Source organism: Actinomadura rubrobrunea NBRC 15275 (assembly GCF_001552235.1).
Lineage (GTDB): Bacteria > Actinomycetota > Actinomycetes > Streptosporangiales > Streptosporangiaceae > Spirillospora > Spirillospora viridilutea.
Genome location: NZ_BCQU01000062.1, coordinates 1 through 18024, shown reverse-complemented (window position 1 = coordinate 18024; position 18024 = coordinate 1). Strand labels below are relative to the sequence as shown.

The 18024-nt window shown below is 73.5% G+C and carries 14 protein-coding genes and 1 CRISPR repeat array; of the genes, 5 read left to right on the top strand and 9 right to left on the bottom strand.

The features are described from left to right. Positions 1 to 133: 133 nt before the first annotated feature. From cydC to AR3_RS19175, 4 genes are read right to left on the bottom strand one after another with little or no spacing between them, the layout of a single operon-like run. Positions 134 to 1726 carry a thiol reductant ABC exporter subunit CydC gene (gene cydC, locus AR3_RS19190; RefSeq protein WP_067915608.1) on the bottom strand — a complete coding sequence of 531 codons (1593 nt, stop codon included), beginning with the start codon at positions 1724 to 1726 and terminating at the stop codon, positions 134 to 136. Beyond that, positions 1723 to 3297, bottom strand: a complete 1575-nt coding sequence (gene cydD, locus AR3_RS19185) for a thiol reductant ABC exporter subunit CydD (RefSeq protein WP_227023060.1) — start codon at positions 3295 to 3297, stop codon at positions 1723 to 1725. Before cydD ends, cydC begins: the two co-directional genes overlap by 4 nt. 41 nt (positions 3298 to 3338) lie before the next feature. Further along, positions 3339 to 4106 carry a cytochrome d ubiquinol oxidase subunit II gene (locus tag AR3_RS19180; RefSeq protein ID WP_067915606.1) on the bottom strand — a complete coding sequence of 256 codons (768 nt, stop codon included), beginning with the start codon at positions 4104 to 4106 and terminating at the stop codon, positions 3339 to 3341. A 35-nt stretch (positions 4107 to 4141) separates the two neighbouring features. Further along, positions 4142 to 5413, bottom strand: coding sequence for a cytochrome ubiquinol oxidase subunit I (locus AR3_RS19175; protein WP_067915605.1), 1272 nt, complete (start codon positions 5411 to 5413; stop codon positions 4142 to 4144). 146 nt (positions 5414 to 5559) lie between these two features. On the opposite strand from AR3_RS19175, the gene AR3_RS19170 reads away from it, so the two are divergent. Continuing rightward, positions 5560 to 6732, top strand: coding sequence for a sensor histidine kinase (locus AR3_RS19170; RefSeq protein ID WP_067915604.1), 1173 nt, complete (start codon positions 5560 to 5562; stop codon positions 6730 to 6732). Then, the gene (locus tag AR3_RS19165) at positions 6729 to 7397 is read left to right on the top strand and encodes a response regulator (RefSeq protein ID WP_067915603.1); all 669 of its coding nucleotides are present in this window, start codon (positions 6729 to 6731) and stop codon (positions 7395 to 7397) included. The genes AR3_RS19170 and AR3_RS19165 overlap by 4 nt, the downstream gene beginning before the upstream one ends. Positions 7398 to 7903: 506 nt before the next feature. Here the strand turns inward: AR3_RS19165 and AR3_RS19160 are convergent. Next, complete coding sequence (locus tag AR3_RS19160; protein WP_227023061.1) at positions 7904 to 8677, bottom strand: TetR/AcrR family transcriptional regulator; 774 nt, start codon at positions 8675 to 8677, stop codon at positions 7904 to 7906. A gap of 210 nt (positions 8678 to 8887) precedes the next feature. Between AR3_RS19160 and AR3_RS19155 the strand changes: the two genes are divergently transcribed. Then, positions 8888 to 10612, top strand: coding sequence for an MFS transporter (locus tag AR3_RS19155; RefSeq protein ID WP_067915601.1), 1725 nt, complete (start codon positions 8888 to 8890; stop codon positions 10610 to 10612). A 129-nt stretch (positions 10613 to 10741) separates the two neighbouring features. Here AR3_RS19155 and AR3_RS19150 read toward each other — a convergent pair whose 3' ends face one another. From AR3_RS19150 to AR3_RS19140, 3 genes are all read right to left on the bottom strand, one after another. Further along, complete coding sequence (locus AR3_RS19150; RefSeq protein ID WP_067915600.1) at positions 10742 to 11668, bottom strand: LLM class F420-dependent oxidoreductase; 927 nt, start codon at positions 11666 to 11668, stop codon at positions 10742 to 10744. Between the two features lie 87 nt (positions 11669 to 11755). Further along, positions 11756 to 12715, bottom strand: a complete 960-nt coding sequence (locus AR3_RS19145; protein WP_067915599.1) for a DUF11 domain-containing protein — start codon at positions 12713 to 12715, stop codon at positions 11756 to 11758. A 403-nt stretch (positions 12716 to 13118) separates the two neighbouring features. Further along, a complete protein-coding gene (locus AR3_RS19140) occupies positions 13119 to 13511 on the bottom strand; it encodes a helix-turn-helix domain-containing protein (protein WP_169803861.1) in 393 nt (130 codons plus the stop codon). Positions 13512 to 13639: 128 nt separating this feature from the next. On the opposite strand from AR3_RS19140, the gene AR3_RS19135 reads away from it, so the two are divergent. Beyond that, positions 13640 to 14413, top strand: a complete 774-nt coding sequence (locus tag AR3_RS19135) for a class I SAM-dependent methyltransferase (RefSeq protein WP_067915597.1) — start codon at positions 13640 to 13642, stop codon at positions 14411 to 14413. Between the two features lie 80 nt (positions 14414 to 14493). Next, a CRISPR array of direct repeats spans positions 14494 to 15193; the repeat unit is 28 nt; unit sequence GTCGGCCCCGCGCACGCGGGGATGATCC. 1278 nt (positions 15194 to 16471) lie between these two features. Here AR3_RS19135 and AR3_RS19130 read toward each other — a convergent pair. Beyond that, complete coding sequence (locus AR3_RS19130; RefSeq protein WP_067915596.1) at positions 16472 to 16864, bottom strand: ATP-binding protein; 393 nt, start codon at positions 16862 to 16864, stop codon at positions 16472 to 16474. 123 nt (positions 16865 to 16987) lie between these two features. On the opposite strand from AR3_RS19130, the gene AR3_RS19125 reads away from it, so the two are divergent. Then, positions 16988 to 17734 carry a GntR family transcriptional regulator gene (locus AR3_RS19125; RefSeq protein WP_067915595.1) on the top strand — a complete coding sequence of 249 codons (747 nt, stop codon included), beginning with the start codon at positions 16988 to 16990 and terminating at the stop codon, positions 17732 to 17734. Positions 17735 to 18024: the final 290 nt, after the last annotated feature.

Sequence of the window (18024 nt, the reverse complement as noted above, 5' to 3'; positions counted from 1 at the left end):
GCCCTTTCGAGCCGCGTCGACCACTGCCGCCGATCCTGTTAAGCGGAAGTGGTGACGGGCTGGTGGCCCGGTCGAGGTGCGCTGGTGTCCGGCCGGTCGTCCACCGGCTCGGCTCGGCCGGAGCGTCCGGCCGCTAGAGCCGGCCCGTCCGTGAAGGGAAGACCCGGCGCGTCGGTTGAGGGGCGCCGGTGTCGTGCAGCACGACGCGACCGCGCGCCATGATGACGATGTCGTCGAACAGGTCGAGCACGTCCTCGCGGTGGGTGACCACGACGGTGGTCCGGCCGCGCCGCTCCCGCAGCACGTCGGCGAGCACGGCGCGTCCGGTCGCGGCGTCGAGCGCCTCGGTGGGTTCGTCGAGCAGCAGCACCTCCGGATCCGCCAGCAGCGCACGGGCGAGCAGGAGCCGCTGGCGCTGTCCGCCGGACAGGCGCCGGCCTCCCGCCCCCACGGGGGTCGCCAGTCCGTCGGGCAGCGCGTCCAGCCACTCCCCCAGGCGGACCCGGTGCAGCACGGCGCGCAGTTCGGCGTCGTCGGCGTCCGGTTTGGCCATGAGGAGGTTGCCGCGGACGGTCGTGTCGAACAGGTGCGCGTCCTGGTACATGCCGCGCGCCGGCCGCAGCAGCGCCAGTCCTTCGGTTGGCTGGACGAGTCCGGCGAGGACCTCCAGCAGCGTCGACTTGCCCGCCCCGCTCTCGCCGATCACGGCGACCGAGCGCCCGGAGGGCAGGTCGAGGTCGACGCCGTCCAGCGCGGGCACGTCCCCGAAGCGCACGCGCACGCCGCGCAGCGCGACGTGCCCCGCCGCGGAGGTGCGGCGCGGCGGCTCGTCGGGCGGGAGCGGGGCGTCGCGCCGCAGCAGCCGCCGCACCCGGGCCAGCGCCGGACGCAGTTCGGCGTGGCGCTGCGCGGCCGTGATCATGGGCAGCACCGCGTCGATGGCGACCAGCGCGGTCAGCGCCAGCACGGCGCCGGTCACCGCGCCCGCCTCCGCCGACGCCGCGGCGACGCCGACCGCGGTCAGCCCCTGCACGGCGGCGCCGGCCGCGAGGGCCGCGGCGGACACCGCGCCGCCGCGGCGTTCCAGACGCGCCATCCGCCGCGCCTGGCGTTCGGCCGCGGCCGTCGCGCGGTCCACCGCGCCGAACGCCTCCAGGTCGGGGCGGCCGTCGGTGAGGTCGATGACGCGCGCCGCCAGGTCGGCGCGGGCCGCCGCCAGGCGCGCGCCCAGCCGGCGGGTCGCTGCGGCCGCCCCCGCCGGGATCGCCAGGCCCGCCGTGAGCGCGCCCGCCGCCATCACCGCGCCCGAGGCGGGATGCAGGATCCAGCAGAACACGACGGCCGCGGCGCCGGCCGCGGTCGCCGTGACCGCCGGCAGGGTGCAGCGCAGCCGCATGTCCTGGCCGGCCTCCAGGTCCGCGACCATGTGCGTCAGGGCCTCGCCCGCGCGGGCGGGCGCGGGTCCGGCGCCGCGCGCCAGGCGGCGGTACAGCCGCACGCGCAGCGCGGCGGCGCGGCCGAGCGCGGCGTCATGACCGGCCAGCCGTTCCAGATAGCCGAACACGCCCCGGGCGGTCGCGAACGCGCGGACGCCGACGATCGCCAGGCCCAGCGCCGACAGCTCCGGCCGCTCGGCGGCCCGGGCGATCAGCCAGGCCGCCGAGGCGGTCAGGCCCAGCGCGCACAGCCGCGCCGCGACCCCCGCCAGGACGGCCGCCGCGGTCATCTGCGCACCTCCTCCACGACGCGTCCGTCGCTGAGCCGGATCACCCGGTCGGCGTCCGCCAGCAGGGCGGGCCGGTGCGCGACCAGCACCGCGGTGCGGCCGCGCAGCAGCCCCCGCGCCGCCTGCACGACGGCGCGCTCGCTGTCGGGGTCCAGCCGCGCGGTCGGCTCGTCGAGCAGCAGGATCGGGGCGTCGCGCAGGTAGGCGCGGGCCAGCGCGATGCGCTGCCGCTGTCCCGCCGACAGCCCCGCCCCGCGCTCGCCGAGCACCGTGTCCGGCCCGTCGGGCAGCGACTCCACGAAGCCGCGCGCATGCGCGGCGGCCAGGGCGCGGTCCACCGCGTCCGCCGAGGCGCGCGGCGCGCCCAGCCGGACGTTGTCGGCCACGGACTCGGCGAACAGGTGCGGGGTCTGCGGCACCCAGGCGATCTGGCGGCGCCAGGCGGCCAGGTCCAGGTCGCGCAGGTCGACGCCGCCCACCAGGACGCGCCCCTCGTCCGGCGTCACCAAGCCCAGCAGCACGGCCAGCAGCGTGGACTTGCCCGCGCCGCTCGGGCCGGTCAGCGCCACCGCCTCGCCGCGCCGGATCACCAGGGACACCCGGTCGAGGGCGGCCCGCTCGCCGTAGCGGACGCTGACGTCCTCCAGACGGATGTCGCCGTCGCCGGGCGGAAGGATCCGGCCGGTCGGCCGGGGCGCGGCCCGGCCGAGCACGCGCGCGGTCTCCTCGGCCGCGGCGAGCGCTTCGGCGGAGGCGTGGAAGCGGCTGCCGAGGGCGCGCAGGGGCAGGAACACCTCGGGGGTGAGCACGATCACCAGCAGCGCCGTCCGGTAGGCGATGTCGCCGTCCAGCAGCCGCAGCCCCACCGGCACGGCGACCAGCGCGACCGACAGCGTGGCCACCAGTTCCAGCACGAGCGCGGACAGGAACGCGATCCGCAGCACGCGGCGGGTGGCGCGGCGGTGCGCCTCGGCCATCCGCCGCACTTCGCCCTCCTGGTGGGCGGTGCGGCTGAAGGCGCGCAGCGTCGACATGCCCGCGAGCACGTCGCGGAAGTGGCCGCCGAGCCGCTCCAGGCGCCGCCACTGCAGGCGGGTGGCGTCGCGGGTGTACCGGCCGACCAGCACGCCGAAGATCGGAATGAGCGGCAGGGTGACCATCACCGTCAGGCCCGCCGCCGCGTCGGCGGTCAGCAGCCGCACCAGCACCAGCGGCGGCACCGCGGCGGCCGCGGCCAGCTGCGGCAGATAGCCGGTCAGGTACGGGTCGAGCGCGTCCAGGCCCCGCACGATCAGCGTGGGGCCGCCGCGGACCCGCAGCAGCGCCGCCCGAACGTCGGCCTTGGCCCGTGCGGCGGCGCGGTGGGCCAGGGCCGCGGCCGCCCACGACGTCAAGGCGCGCAGCGCGACGACCCCCGCCAGCCACGGGAGCGGGCCGGCGTCCGGCGGCGCCAGCGCCCGGACCAGCAGTTCCGCCTGGGCGACGACGAGGGCGCCGTGGAGCACCGCCAGCGGCGCCAGAGCGCACAGCAGCCGTCGCCGATCGACCCCGGGCAGGTCCGCGGGTGTCACGGGCCGTGTCTTCACAGGCCGTGTCTTCACAGGCCGCGCCTTCACAGGTAGGTGGGAGCCGTGACACGGTGCCGGAACAGCCACCACACCCAGGCCTGGGCGGCCACGAGGACGGGCAGCAGCACGGCGGTCGTCACGGCCACGAAGGACGCGGACTCGGTGACCGACTCCCGCAACGGCAGTCGCGCCCCCACCACCAGCGGGATCACGGCCATGCCGATCGACGTGAGGGCGAACGTGACGCGCTCGCCGGACGGGCCGGCGACCGTCCGCGCCCGCTCGTAGGGCGCGCCGCGCAGCCGCAGGACCGCGAAGGCCAGCCCGTGCAGGCCGAACAGCACCCAGGTCGCCGCCACGCCGATGAGGGGGAACAGCGAGCCCGGCGGGTCGAGCCGGTAGAGCAGCACGGTGCCGACGGCCCAGCCCCAGGCGCCGGTGACCGTCCAGCTTCCGGCGGTGATGGCGCCGTCCCAGAACAGCTGCCAGAGCGGCGCCCCGAGGCGGCCGCGCAGCCAGAGCCCCGCGTCCCGGACCACCCAGCCGACGAGCAGCACGGCGATCGACTCGTAGAGCGCGCCGAACAGCGCCTCCTCCAGGCCGTTGAGCAGCCCGATCAGCAGCCCGGCGGTGAGGATCAACCAGATCTCGTTGCCGAGGAAGAAGGGCGCGAACGCGGCGATCACCAGGCGCCGCTCCCGGGCGTCGCGGCCGAGGAAGAACAGCGCCATGCCGGCGCCCAGGTCGGTGCCGGCCAGCACGAAGTAGCCGACGGCCGCGACGGCCAGCAGGCCGATGGCGAGGATGTCCATGAGCGTTCCCTGTCAGCGTCAGCGTGCGGTGGCGGTCAGAACTGCGGCACGGGCTCGGGCTCCTCGTCGGGGACGGGCGGCACGCCGAGGGTCGCCCCCTCCGGACCGCGCCGGGCGTACCTGGCCAGCAGCCAGGCGTCCAGCGCGATCAGCGCGGCGAACAGCGCGGTGAAGGCGATGAGGGTGAGCCGCATGCTCCCGGCCGACACCGAGGGGGACAGCGCGTCCTCGGTCAGCAGCACCTGGTTGATCGCCCACGGCTGGCGGCCGACCTCGCGGAACACCCAGCCGGCGACGGCGGCGACGAACGGCAGGACGATGGACCAGGTCAGCAGCCGCCGGCAGAACCGCGTGACGGCCCCGGCGCGGGTCCGGTAGGCCAGGGCCAGGTTCACCGCGGTCAGCACGAGCAGCACCGTGCCGAGGTTGATCATCAGGGCGGCCGGGATGTCGATCCAGTCCGGCGGGCTGTAGTCGCCGGGCCCGAACCTGGCGGCCAGCTCCGCCTGCAGCCGTTCCCGCTCGGCGGTGTCGCCCCGGCTGACCGCGTACTTCATCGGGAGGTGCCCGGCGACCACCCGGAACTGGTTGAAGCCGACCCCGACGGTGAAGAGCGCGGCGGGCGCGGCCACGATCAGACCGGTGCGCAGCGACCGGCGGAACACCTCCTCGTCGGCGCCGCGGCGCCGCAGGTGGTAGGCGCTGACGCCCGCCACGAACAGGCCGCCGGCCAGCAGCCCCGCGCCGGCCACGTGGGCCAGTGCGATCAGCGCGTCCGGGTTGGCGAGCAGCGCGGCCCGGTCCACCAGCACCATCCGGTCGCCGCGCCGCTCGGCGCCGACCGGGTTCTGCAGCCACCCGTTGGCGGCGATGACCCAGTACGCCGAGGCGTAGGCGGTGAGGGCGACGACCCACAGCAGCGCCAGGTGGACCCACCGGTTGATCCGCCCCCAGCCGAAGATCCACAGGCCGAGGAACGTGGATTCGATGAAGAACGCGACGAGCGCCTCCATCGCCAGCGGGGCGCCGAACACGTCCCCCGCCACCGTGGTCAGACCGCTCCAGCTCAGGCCGAACTGGAACTCCATGACCAGGCCGGTGACGATGCCCATGCCGTAGTTGATGACGTAGAGCTGACCCCAGAACCTGGTCATCCGCCAGTGCGCGTCGGAGCCGGACGCGGTGGCGCGCGTCTGGACCGCCGCCACCACCACGGCCAGCCCCAAGGTCAGCGCCACGAACAGGAAGTGCGCGCCGGAGGTGATCGCGAACTGCAGGCGCGCGAGGTCGAGCGTCTCGGCGTCCATGCCCGCATCGTCCCGGCCTTCGGCGGCCGTGTCGTCGGCCGCGGGATGACATGTCGTCGTCTCCCTCGGGAGACAGACAGTCGCCATGTTTACAGGAATAGTAGTCATGTATATCATTTGCCCGACCGTGTCTTCGAAGGGGTGTGATGAGGCTCCACCGCCCGCCGCGGGGACTGCTCCTCGACGCGGCGATCGCCGCCGCCACCCTGGCGCTGGTGCTCGGCGCGGCCGTCACGCAGGACGGCCCGGGCCCCGCCGCCGGCCAGATCGCCGCCGCGGTCGCCGCCTGCGGCGCGCTGGCGCTGCGCCGCCGCCACCCCGTCGCCGTCCTGGTGCTGACCCTGGTGCTGACGGCGGTGTCGGGCGCGCTCGGCGAGTCGGGCGGCCCCGTCTTCGTCGCCTACATCGTCGCCCTCTACACCGCCGCCGCGGAGGGGCGGCTGCCCGTGGCGGTCGTCCTCGCCGTGGTGGGGTTCATGGGCATGCTCCTGCACGGCGCCGTCGACGAGCGCGGCTCGGTCCAAGGGCAGGAGGAGAACGCCGTGCTGGTGGCCGGCTGGCTGCTGGCGGTGCTGGCGGTCGGCGGGGTCACCTGGAACCGCCGCGCGTACCTGGCCGAGGTGGAACGGCGCGCCGCCGAGGCCGAGCGCGGCCGCGAGGCCGACGGGCGCCGCCGCGCCACCGAGGAGCGCATGCGCATCGCCCGCGAGCTGCACGACGTGCTGGCGCACAACATCTCGCTCATCAACGTGCGGGCCGGGGCGGCGCTGTTCCACCTCACCGAGGGGCGCCTCGACGGCCCCGCGCTGCGCGCCGAGCTGGTCGAGGCCCTCACCGTCATCCGGGACGCCGGACGCGACGCCGGCCGCGAGCTGCGCGCCACCCTGGGCGTGCTGCGCAACGCCGACGACGCCGACCCGACGGCGCCGTCCCCCGGCCTGGCCTCCCTGCCCGACCTGGTCGCCACGGCCGGACGCGCCGGACTCCAGGTCAGCACCACCGTCCAGAACACGCCGCCCCGCATGCCCCCCGAAGTCGACCTTGCGGCCTTCCGCATCGTCCAGGAGGCGCTGACCAACGTCGCGCGCCACGCCCGCGCCAAAGAGGCCGTGGTGCGCATCCATGCCGAGTCCGACGACCTGTACATCCACGTCGAGAACACGGGGGCCGGCGCGGCCGCCCCCGGGAACGGCCCCGGCTACGGCATCCGCGGGATGCGCGAGCGCGCGGCGGCGCTGGGCGGCGACCTGCGCGCCGGACCGTGCGGCGACGACGGATTCCGGGTCACGGCCAGGCTGCCGCTGCGGGAGCGATCATGATCAACGTTCTGCTCGCCGACGACCAGACCCTCGTGCGCGTCGGGTTCCGCTCCATCCTGGAGGGGCAGCCCGGCATCGCCGTCGCCGGGGAGGCCGGCGACGGCGCCGAGGCCGTGCGCCGCTGCCGCCGGCTGCGCCCCGACGTCGTGCTCATGGACATCCGCATGCCGGGCATGGACGGCATCCAGGCCACCCGGCACCTCGTCGCCGACCCCCTGCTCGGCGACCTGAAGATCATCATTCTGACCACCTACGAGCTCGACGAGTACATCTACGGGGCGCTGCGCGCCGGGGCCAGCGGCTTCCTGCTCAAGGACATCGAACCCGCCGAGCTGATCCACGCGGTGCGGGTGGTGGCCCGCGGGGACGCGCTGATCGCCCCGTCGGTCACCCGCCGCCTCATCGCCGACCTCGCCGGACGCGTCGACCCGCAGGCCGCGGCTCCCTGCCTGGAGGTGCTGACCGACCGCGAACGCCAGGTGCTGGGGCTGATCGCCGAGGGCCTGTCCAACGCCGAGATCGCCGAACGGCTGCACGTCAGCCCCGCCACCGCCAAGACCTACGTCAGCCGCATCATGACCAAGCTCGGCGCGCGCGACCGCGCCCAGCTGGTCGTGTTCGCCTACGAGACGGGCGTGGTCACTCCTCGCCGCCTGCTCTGCTGACGGCTCGGCGAGCCGTCGGCCCCATCAGCCAGGGGATCGCCTCCGCCGTCCGGGCGACCCCCGGGACACGGGCCGCCGCCCGCGCCCGAGGACCGGCGTGAGCGGCGGCCCGTGGCGACGCCGTCCGTCGAACGACCCCAGGGTCAGACCTGGCCGAGGATCTTGGAGGCGATCAGCTCGAGGCGGTCCAGGCGCGGCCGAGTGAGCCATCGGCTTGGTCCGCCCCGCCTCCTGGCAGGCCGCGCGGAACCCGGAGGCGCCGCGCCTGCGCGCCCGCAAGATCCACGCGGTTGCGGCGCGCCACGGGCATCGGCGGCTGGTGCTGGGCGCGTGAGGCTGCGGGGTGTTCCGCAACGACCCGGACGAGGTTTCGCGGGCGTTCGCCGACCCGCCGGCGCCGGGCGTTTCGACCACGTGGTGTTCGCCGTGTGGGACGCCGCCAAGAGCGCGCCCCGCCAGGCCGCCTTTCGAATGCGTCCTCGCCCCGCTGACCGCCTGACGCGTCCTCACCCGTCGCCGGCCGGGCCGGTTCCGGCGTCGGCCGGGCGCGTGCGGACGTAGGACTCCAGACCGCGGATGAGCAGGTCGAGGCCGAATTCGAACCGGTCGTCCCCGTCCCCGGTCATCAGCTCGTCGACATGCCGGACGGTGTTCGGGAACCGGTCGGGCGGCAGGCTGACGAGGTAGGAGCGGACCTGGCCCAGGAAGTCGGCCATGTACTGCTCGCGCCCCTTTCCGCTGGCGCGCTGCTTGGCCAGGTGCAGCGAGCCCTCGTACACGTGGGCGGTCACGTACAGCGCGAGCAGGTCGAGCGTCCAGGCGGCGATCTGCGGCGGCACCCCGCCCGCCAGCATGATCGACAGCAGGCCCTCGCTGAGGCGCATCGCGTTGGGCCCGGTGGGGATGGTGGCCATCGACGCGCGGGCGATGTCGGCGTGCGCGCCGAGCACCCGATACATCTCCCGGGCCGCCTCCCTGAGCTGCTCGCTCCAGCGCTCCGGATCGGGCTCGGGGATCCGCATCTCCCCCGCGACCCGTTCGAGCATGAGCTCCAGCAGCTCCTCCTTGCCGGAGACGTGCGCGTAGAGGGACGCGGGGCCGGTGCCCAGTTCCTGGGCGACGCGGCGCATGCTCACCGCGTCCAGGCCCTCGGCGTCCAGCACCCGCAGCGCGGCGTCGACGATGCGCTCCTGGCTGAGCGGTCGGCGCGGCGGCCCGGCCGTCTTTCGCCTGCTGCGCCAGGGCGGTGCGGGCACCTCCGGGACGCCGGTGTCCGACACAGGACCTCCCCGTCTTTGCGACATATCTTGACTAGCCGCGGATGCGATATATCTTCTCTGTAGGCGAGAGAGAACGCGGCCCTTCTCTGCATACCCGCGAACAGTGTACGTGTGACGAACAGCGTTCCTGTTGTGGAACACTGTTCGTATAAGCGAACAACGTTCGATCCGGCGACTGCCCCACCGGACGCGACCCTCCAGGAGAACTCGATGACCGACACGGACGCCGCCCCCGCCTACCGGTGGCGCTGGGCGGCCCTCATGGTGATCCTCGCCGGCGAGGTCATGGACATGCTGGACGCGCTGATCACCACGATCGCCGCGCCCACCATCCGCGCCGACCTCGGCGGCTCGGCCGACACCATCCAGTGGCTGACCGCCGGCTACACCCTCGCCATGGCGGTCGGCCTCATCACCGGCGGACGGCTCGGCGACCTCTACGGGCGCCGCCGCATGTTCCTGCTCGGCGCCGCCGGCTTCACCCTGGCCTCGCTGCTGTGCGCACTGGCCCAGTCGCCCGGCATGCTGGTCGGCTCGCGCGTGGCGCAGGGCCTGTGCGGCGCGCTGATGCTGCCCCAGGGCCTCGGCATGATCAAGCACATGTTCCCGCCGAAGGAGATGGGCACGGCGTTCGCCGCCTTCGGCCCGATCATGGGGCTGTCCTCGGTGGGCGGACCGGTGCTGGCCGGCTGGCTGACCGACGCCGACCTGTTCGGCACCGGCTGGCGGATGATCTTCCTGGTCAACCTGCCGCTGGGCCTGGCGGCCGTGCTGGCGGGCCTGCGCTACCTGCCCCGCGAGGAGGGCGGCGGCGCGGTCCGCCTCGACCTGCCCGGCGCCGCCCTGGCCGCGCTCGGCGCGGGCCTGCTGGTCTACCCGCTCGTCCAGGGCCGCGAGCTGGACTGGCCCGCGTGGATCTTCGGCCTGCTCGCCCTGTCGGTCGCGGTGTTCGGCGTCTTCGGCTGGCACGAGACGCGCCGGCAGCGCGCCGGCGGCGACCCGCTGGTGCTCCCCGGCCTGTTCCGCAAGCGCGGCTTCACCGCGGGCCTGCTGGTCGGCACGGTGTTCTTCTCCGGCATGACCGGGCTCGCCCTGGTGTTCACCCTCTACCTGCAGATGGGGCTCGGCTACAGCCCGCTGAAGGCCGGGCTGTCCCAGGTGCCGTGGTCGCTGGGCATCGTCATCGGCTTCGGCGCGGCGCAGGCCGTGCAGCGGTTCGGCCGCTCCGTCATCCACGGCGGCACCGCCATCATGGCCGCCGGGATCGCGGGCATCGTGCTGACCCTGCACATCGCGGGCGTCGGCGTCGGGCCGTGGCAGCTCGCCCCCGCCCTGATCGTCTGCGGCGCGGGCATGGGCCTGCTCATGGCCCCGTTCTTCGACATCGTGGTGGCCGGGGTGGAGCCGCACGAGACCGGCTCCGCGGGCGGCACCCTCACCGCCGTCCAGCAGTTCGGCAGCGCGCTCGGCGCCGCCGTGCTCGGCACCGTGTTCTTCGGCCTGCTCGGCGGGCAGGTCGCCGCCGAGGTCGACCACGGCGCGCCGGCCCTGCGCGAGCGGCTGGCCGCCGCCTCCGTCGCCGCCGCCGACCAGGACCGCATCGTCACGGGACTGCGCGCGTGCGGGCGCGATCGCGCCTCGGTCGAGGACGGCACCGAGGTGCCGGCCTCCTGCGTGCGCCTGGAGCGGGACGTGGCCGCCGTCGCGTCCGCCGCTCCGGCCTCGGCCCCCGCCATCCGCCAGGCGGTCGGCGCGGCCGCGGACCGCTCGGCCAAGGAGGGCTTCAGCGACGCGATGACCGCCACGTTGTGGGTCGTCATCGGGATGATGGGGATGACGTTCCTGCTCACCTTCCTGCTGCCCCGGCGCGCCCGTCCGCAGGAGGACGCCTCCGGCGACGGCGCCCCCGACCCCGCCGCCCAGGCGACCGCCTGACACCGGCGTCCTCGCCTTGCACGCCCTCGCACGGGGCCCTGGCAGAAGACGGGCAGCCGCCGCCCGCGCCCGAGAACCGGCGCGGGCGGCGGCCCGTGGCGACGCCGTCCCGCTGGACGCCCCCCAAGGTCAGACCTGGTCGAGGACCTTCGAGGCGATCAGCTCGAGGTGGTCCAGGTCGCTCAGGTCGAGGACCTGCAGGTAGACGCACTCGGTGCCGATCTCGGCGAGCCTGCCGAGCTTGTCGACGACCTCGTTGGGCGTTCCGGCCAGCCCGTTCTGGCGCAGCTCGGGCACCTCGCGGCCGATGGCGTCGGCCCGCCGTTTGACCTCCGCCTCGTCCTGGCCGACGCACACCACCTGCGCCGCCGAGTACACCATCGGCTTGGTCCGCCCGGCCTCCTGGCAGGCCGCGCGGACCCGCTCGTAGGCGGCGCGGGTGTCGTCGACCTGGCAGAACGGCACGTTGAACTCGTCGGCGTAGCGGGCCGCCAGCCGCGGGGTGCGCTTGGCGCCGAGGCCGCCGAGCAGGATCGGCGGGCCGCCCGGCTGGGCGGGCTTGGGCAGCGCCGGCGAGTCGGTCAGCGCGTAGTGGGCGCCCTCGAAGGAGAACGTCTCACCGGCGGGCGTCCGCCACAGCCCGGTGATGATCTCCAGCTGCTCCTCCAGCCGCTCGAACCGCTCCTTCAGGCTCGGGAACGGAATGCCGTAGGCGGTGTGCTCGGCGTCGAACCAGCCGGTGCCGATGCCGAACTCCACCCGGCCGCCGCTCATCTGGTCGACCTGCGCCACCGAGATCGCCAGCGGCCCCGGGTAGCGGAACGTGGCCGCCGTCATCAGCGTGCCCAGCCGGATCCGGGACGTCTCGCGGGCCAGCCCGGCCAGCGTGATCCAGGCGTCGGTCGGGCCCGGCTCCCCGGACACCTCGCCCATCTTGAGGTAGTGGTCGGAGCGGAAGAACGCGTCGAAGCCGAGGGCCTCGGCGGCCTTGGCGACCGACAGCAATGTCTCGTAACTCGCCCCCTGCTGGGGTTCGGTGAAGATCCGAAGACGCATGGGTCCATCCTCGTATCAGACGGGCCCCGCGCATGCCATGGGGCCCTGGAATCCCAGGGCCCCATGGCGTACCCGTCCGCGGACGGGTCACGCGCCGCGGCGCGCGGGCAGCACTTTCGTTGCTGCGGTGGCGGCGTTGTTGGCCGGGTTGGGATCGCGGGTCGAGGCGGTCACCTTGGCCCCGGAGCGCAACACGATGCCCGGCCGGAAACCGCCGCCGCGGCGCGGCCTGAGGGTGTAACGGAGCGTCCGCTCCCGCCCCGGCCGGATGGAGCCGAGGCGGCACGTCAGGAACCTCGGGTGCCGGACGCACTTGCCCCGCTGCATCCACACGACGTTCTTCATGCCGCCCGGCACCTTGACGGCGACGACCACGCCCCGGGCCCGGGACGGTCCCGCGTTGCGCACCCGCACCACGTAGGTGACGGCCCGGTCGGCCCGGATGCGGCCCGACGCCCGCTGCACCACCGACAGGTCGGCCGTCCGGGCCACCTTCACCAGCGGGAAGGCGCGGCTGACCGTGGGCGGCCGCCCCCACGTCACCGTGATCTTGCCGCCGACCGCCTGGCCCGGCCGGGCGTTCTCGGCCACCTTGGCGGTGAGCACGCCCACCACCGTCTGGCCCGGCCGGAGCGTGCCGAGCCGGCAGGACGCCACCCCGTGAGAGAACGAGCAGTTGCGCTGCCCGGACACGTACCGCAGCGGCTTGGGCATCCGCATCCGCAGCACCAGCGGGCCGAGCTTCCGGTGGCTCTTGTTGGTCACGGCGAAGGGCCAGTTGTAGGTGCGGCCCGGCATCAGCGGCCCGCGCGGAGCGGACGTGGTGATGATGAGGCCCTTCGTCGCCTTGGGCTTCCCGGCGGCCGTCGAGGCCCGGTTGTACACGCCGGTCCCCTCCGAAGGGGCGGAGACGCCCGCGGGCGGCCACGGCCGCGCCGCGGCGGCGTCCGCCCGCTCCGACGCCGGGACGGTTCCGAGCAGCGGCGCCGCCGCCAGCGGCACGACGAAGCCGCGCGCGACGACGCGCCCTCGCGCCTTCTTGATCATGATGGTCCCCCCGTGACCCCTGCCGATCAGAGCAGATCAGTTGTAGCGGGGAGACCGACGATCTCCTAGCGCGGCCGCGGCGTGTCGCACCGACCGTACGTCAACCTTTCGCCAAGCGACGGCCGTCGCGGCCGCCCCGCCCCGGCGGGCTGGCGCACCGGGGCCGCCTTCCCAGTCGCCCAGGCCCCGGCGCGCCAGGCTGAGACCCCTGCCGCTCGTCGCGCGGACGTCACGGCTCGGGGAGCGTGCTTCCCGCCGCGGCGGACCGGTGTCAGGCCGGGACGGGGCCGACGGGGGCGCTGACCTGAACCGGCGCCCCCAGTGTGCCCAGAGCGTCGGGACCGCAACAACCAGTCACACCTGGAAAGATTTCAGATCTCGCGAAAAGTCGGACCGGACCCGGTCAGCGACCCTCCGGCTCCCCGTACAGGGCGCGCAGGAAGGCCAGCGCCATCCGGCGCTTCTCCCCCGAATCGGCCTGCAAGTCGGCGAAGTAGGCGCTGAGCTCCTCCAGCTCGCGCAGCGTCACGGCCGTCTCGTCCGGCGCCTCGCCCCGCTCCGCGGACGGCTCGTCCCCCTCCGCGATGCGCATCAGGTCGCCGGGCTGCCACTCCAGCGCCGCCTCCACGGCGGCCCGGGTGCGCGCCTGCGGCCACCGCCCGGCCGACTCCAGGTTGTAGACGGTTTTCACGGTGACCTGGGCGCGTTCGGCGAGGCGCTCCTGCGTCAACCCGAGCGCCCCCCGGCGGGCCGCCACGTATTTGGCGACCCGGGCCCGATCCAGCTCACCGTTCATGCGTTTCAGCATGACGGAAACATTCCGGAACATCCAGTAATAAGACGTGGAATATTTCTTCCATCATCTTTTCCATTCATTGCCTGATTCTTCTCCGTTCCGCCGGACAAGCCGGGAATGTTCCTTCCATGGGGGTCAAGAACCGGGCGCGCCTGTCGTACAAGCTCGGCTACGCCGCCCGCAATCCGCACCGCATCGTCCCGTACGCGCGCCGACTGGCCCGCGACGCGTGGCTGCGGGCGCGGGCCCGCGACCACGTCAGCTTCTACCGGGCGGTGATGCGCTCGGACACGGCGCGCAGCCCGTACGGGGCGGTCGGCGCCGCCTCGCGTGCGCACTGGGAGCGGATCGGCCGCCTGCAGTTCGACTACCTGACCGGGCACGGCCTGACGCCCGGAGACCGGATGCTGGAGATCGGCTGCGGCAACCTGCGCGCCGGGCGACTGTTCATCCGGTACCTGGAGCCCGGGCACTACTACGGCGTGGACATCTCCCCCGACATCCTGCTCGCCGCTCAGGACACCATCGTCCGCGACGGCCTACAGGACCGCCTGCCACACCTGACACTCGTCCGCGACCTACGACTGGACTTCCTGCCCGAGGCGTACTTCACCGTCGTGCACGCGCACAGCGTGTTCTCGCACTCCCCCATCCAAGTCATCGACGAGTGCCTGGCGAACGTCGGACGGGTGCTGGCCCCCGGGGGCTTCTTCGACTTCACGTTCAACCGCACCGAGGGCGAGGAACACAACGTCCTGCGCGAGGACTTCTACTACCGCACCGACACCCTCATCACACTCGCCGCCAAGCACGGCCTGACCGCCCACCTCATGGACGACTGGGAACGCACAGGCCACCGCCAGTCCAAGCTACGCGTCACCCACGCTCACCCCGACACCTGACCACCCGATGCGACCAGAGTTGGCGAATCCAACTGAATGAAAACCTGTCCTTGCCGTCGTAGACTCCCAGGTCAGTAAGCGTCGGCCCCGCGCACGCGGGGATGATCCCCGGTAGGAGGCGTAGGCGGCCACACCACCGGCGTCGGCCCCGCGCACGCGGGGATGATCCCGAGACCGCCGCAATCTGGACGAGGGGGAGCTGGTCGGCCCCGCGCACGCGGGGATGATCCGCCAACGCACTCGATCTGCCTCCCGGCGTCCCGGTCGGCCCCGCGCACGCGGGGATGATCCGCCGCCGACGGGCGACTCGTCGTTCGGTGGCATGTCGGCCCCGCGCACGCGGGGATGATCCCGCGCAGTATGTTGCGGCGCCGGTCAGCGCGACGTCGGCCCCGCGCACGCGGGGATGATCCCAGTGCGAGCTGATTCGCGCAGAGCGGACAGCTGTCGGCCCCGCGCACGCGGGGATGATCCCCAGGTCGCAGGCGCGCAGACGGCCGAGACCAGGTCGGCCCCGCGCACGCGGGGATGATCCCGCCTGCACGCAGGTCCCGCACAGGTTCAGGTCGTCGGCCCCGCGCACGCGGGGATGATCCGAGGTGACTGAGCGGGTGGCGCTGGAGCGGCTGGTCGGCCCCGCGCACGCGGGGATGATCCGCGCGGCCCAGACCGGGAGGTCGCCGTGCTCGACGTCGGCCCCGCGCACGCGGGGCTGATCCCCACAGCTCGGGGGTGGTCAGGCGTCGGGGGCTGTCGGCCCCGCGCACGCGGGGATGGTCTCGCGTGCCCCCGGCATACATGGAGGTCGGAGCCAGCGGCCCCTGGCGGTGGCCGTCTCGCTGTTTGGTCAGTCAATGCAGCCGGTGATCGGCCCATCGGTGATGGTCATGGGGTCTTGCCCCTTTCTGACGCGCTTCGTGGTTGAAGTTCCGCGGCCGCGAATGCGCGCCCTCACCTCGAGGCCTCGGTAGCGGGGCGGGCCACGCCGCGCCGTGCCCAGCCCCGCCGTCTCGGGGCCGCACCCCCGAGGGGGAGACGCCAGCGGGCTGCGTCGGGGGGTGCGGCGTTGGTAGGGGCGGCGGCGTGGGACTTGGGGGAAGGTGCGCACCACGCGGCCGCCCCGGCTTACCAGTTCCAGTCGTCGGTGGAAGCCACCTGGTCCCGCAGCCGCGCCAGCAGGCCCCTGCGCCGCGGTTCATGACGGCGACGCGGCGAGGATGACGACTGAGACGGCGCCGGCCGCCATGCAGGTGCGGGCGGAGACCACAGCCCGGCCGTCATCCCGCCCGCCCCCGGCATGCTCGGCGCCTGCGGCGGAAGGACGAGGCGCACGCCCGCGTCCTCCAGGCGCCGCCCAAGCTCGGCGGGATCGGCTGCCTCGACCAGGTAGACGCGGCCGAACCTGTCACGCCAAGCGCCCCACAGGGTCGCAATCACTGCGGCTCCCTGAACGGGCGGCAGGCGCAATCCTGCCAGCCGCCGCACCGCTGTCTGCCGTGCAAGCACGGCCGCCCCTGCCATTGAGGCTGAGGCGGTGGTGGCGCGGCGATGGTCGGCGCAGTGTGTCGGCGGGCTAGCTGCTGGCCGAGGTGACCGGGGGTGTTGCCCTCTACGAGCACTCCGCCCCATATCGCCCACCAGCGACGGGTCCACTGGCCGTACCAGACGACCACTCCGGGGAAGCTGGCCCTGAGTGCGGATAGTTCGGCATGCCGCGCGGCGTCATGTCGGGAGTCATTCATCGGCTCTCACCGTGGCGATGGTTGAGGGAGGGGGATGCGCAGCCAGGCGCCGGGTATTCCATGCCGAGCCTCCGCAGAAGCGGGCAGCGCATCGAAGTGCGAGACAGTCCGCTGGGAGCCGCGCGATGGTGCGGGGTGCGCGGCGCGTCCGGGTCACCACTCCGGACGACCAGGCCGCACAGCCCCCGCCCGTCGAACTCCGCGGACGTCCGGGCAGGCAGCTGTGCGACGTTCGGGGGCGCAGCCGGCACGCAGGGCGGGCGAGCACCGGCTGCGGTTCTCCTCGACACAGCCAGCCTCTCCAGGGTCGTGACGTTCATGAGCTGGCCTCGTCGTGCCACTCGAACTCAGCCCACACAGCCTGGCCTTCGTCGTTTGCTTCGTGACCGAACCGATCGGCCAACACGGAGACGATGAGCAGCCCACGGCCGTACTCGGCGATGTCATCGGTACTTACGGGCGGTGTCCAGGCACCGCTACCTGCGTCAGCGACGGTGATCCGCGCGCATCCCGGAACGGTTGCGACGGTGACAGCGACCTTTCCGCCATCGCTTCCGCTGGGAGTGTGGCGCAGGGCATTGGTGACCAGTTCGCATGCCACGAGTTCGGCGTCATCAGTCCGAGGGGTGTCACCAAGCAAGCCGCGAACGAACGCCCTAATCGCCGGCACCATGGACGGCAGGCCCGGGTAGATCTGCGTCCAATCCATGGCCGCCTCTCAGCGTGATGCCTCCCTAACGCTCGGTGAGCGGGGTACCCAGCTTGCGACTGGGGTACCCCACTTGTCAAGCTATCCCCCAAGACCGATCGCCACTGTCACCCCGGAGCCCCTATGCAGCCCGCGTATCTGCGCATCGCCGACGATCTCCGCCGACAGATCGTCGACGGTCGCCTGGCTCCGGGCGACAAGATCCCCGGGCGGCGCGAACTCGCCGAGCTGCATGGTGTGTCCGACAAGATCGCCATGAGGGCCGTGCAGGTCTTGATAGCCGAGGGGTACGTCGAGTCACGATCTGGATCCGGCACTTACGTGCGGGAGCGTCCCCGGGTGCAGCGCCTGACCCGCTCGTGGTATCGCGAGGCACGCGGCCGGGGACGGTCGCCTTTTCGCGCGGATATGGAGTCGCAGGGCAGCACTGGGACGTGGCGGTCCAACTCGCGGACCGATGCGGCATCACCGGCGGTCGCCGAGCGGCTCGGCATCGGCGAGGGCGATCCGGTGATGTGCACGCACTACATCTTTCTCGCGGACGACGTGCCCGTCATGCTGTCCACGAGCTGGGAGCCGCTGGAGTTGACGGGCGGCACGCCGGTCATGCTGCCCGAGGACGGCCCATACGCCGGTGCCGGTGTCGTGGCGCGGATGCGCGCGATCGGCCACGAAATCGGCATGGCGAGCGAGATCATTACGGCCCGCTCGATCACTGCGGCGGAGGCGGCCGAGCTGGACGAGCCGCTCGGGTCGATTGTGATGGTGATCCAACGGACGTACTCGACTGCCGAGCGGCCGGTAGAGACGGCGGACATCATCGTGCCCACCGACCGGTACGAGCTGGCGTACATGATCCCCGTGGAGTAACACGTCCGCCCATCGCGCGGACGGCACCGTCATGGCGTTGGCCTGAGGCCGTCGGGAGAGAAACGAGATGCAGCCAGAGTTGGCGAATCCAACTGAATGAAAACCTGTTATTGCCGTCGTAGACTCCCAGGTCAGTAAGCGTCGGCCCCGCACACGCGGGGATGGTCCCTGGTAGCCCCGCTGCGCCAGCGCGTCCGCCAGGTCGGCCCCGCACACGCGGGGATGGTCCGAGACCGGCGGGGCCCTTCCTGTTTCCTGCCTGGTCGGCCCCGCACACGCGGGGATGGTCC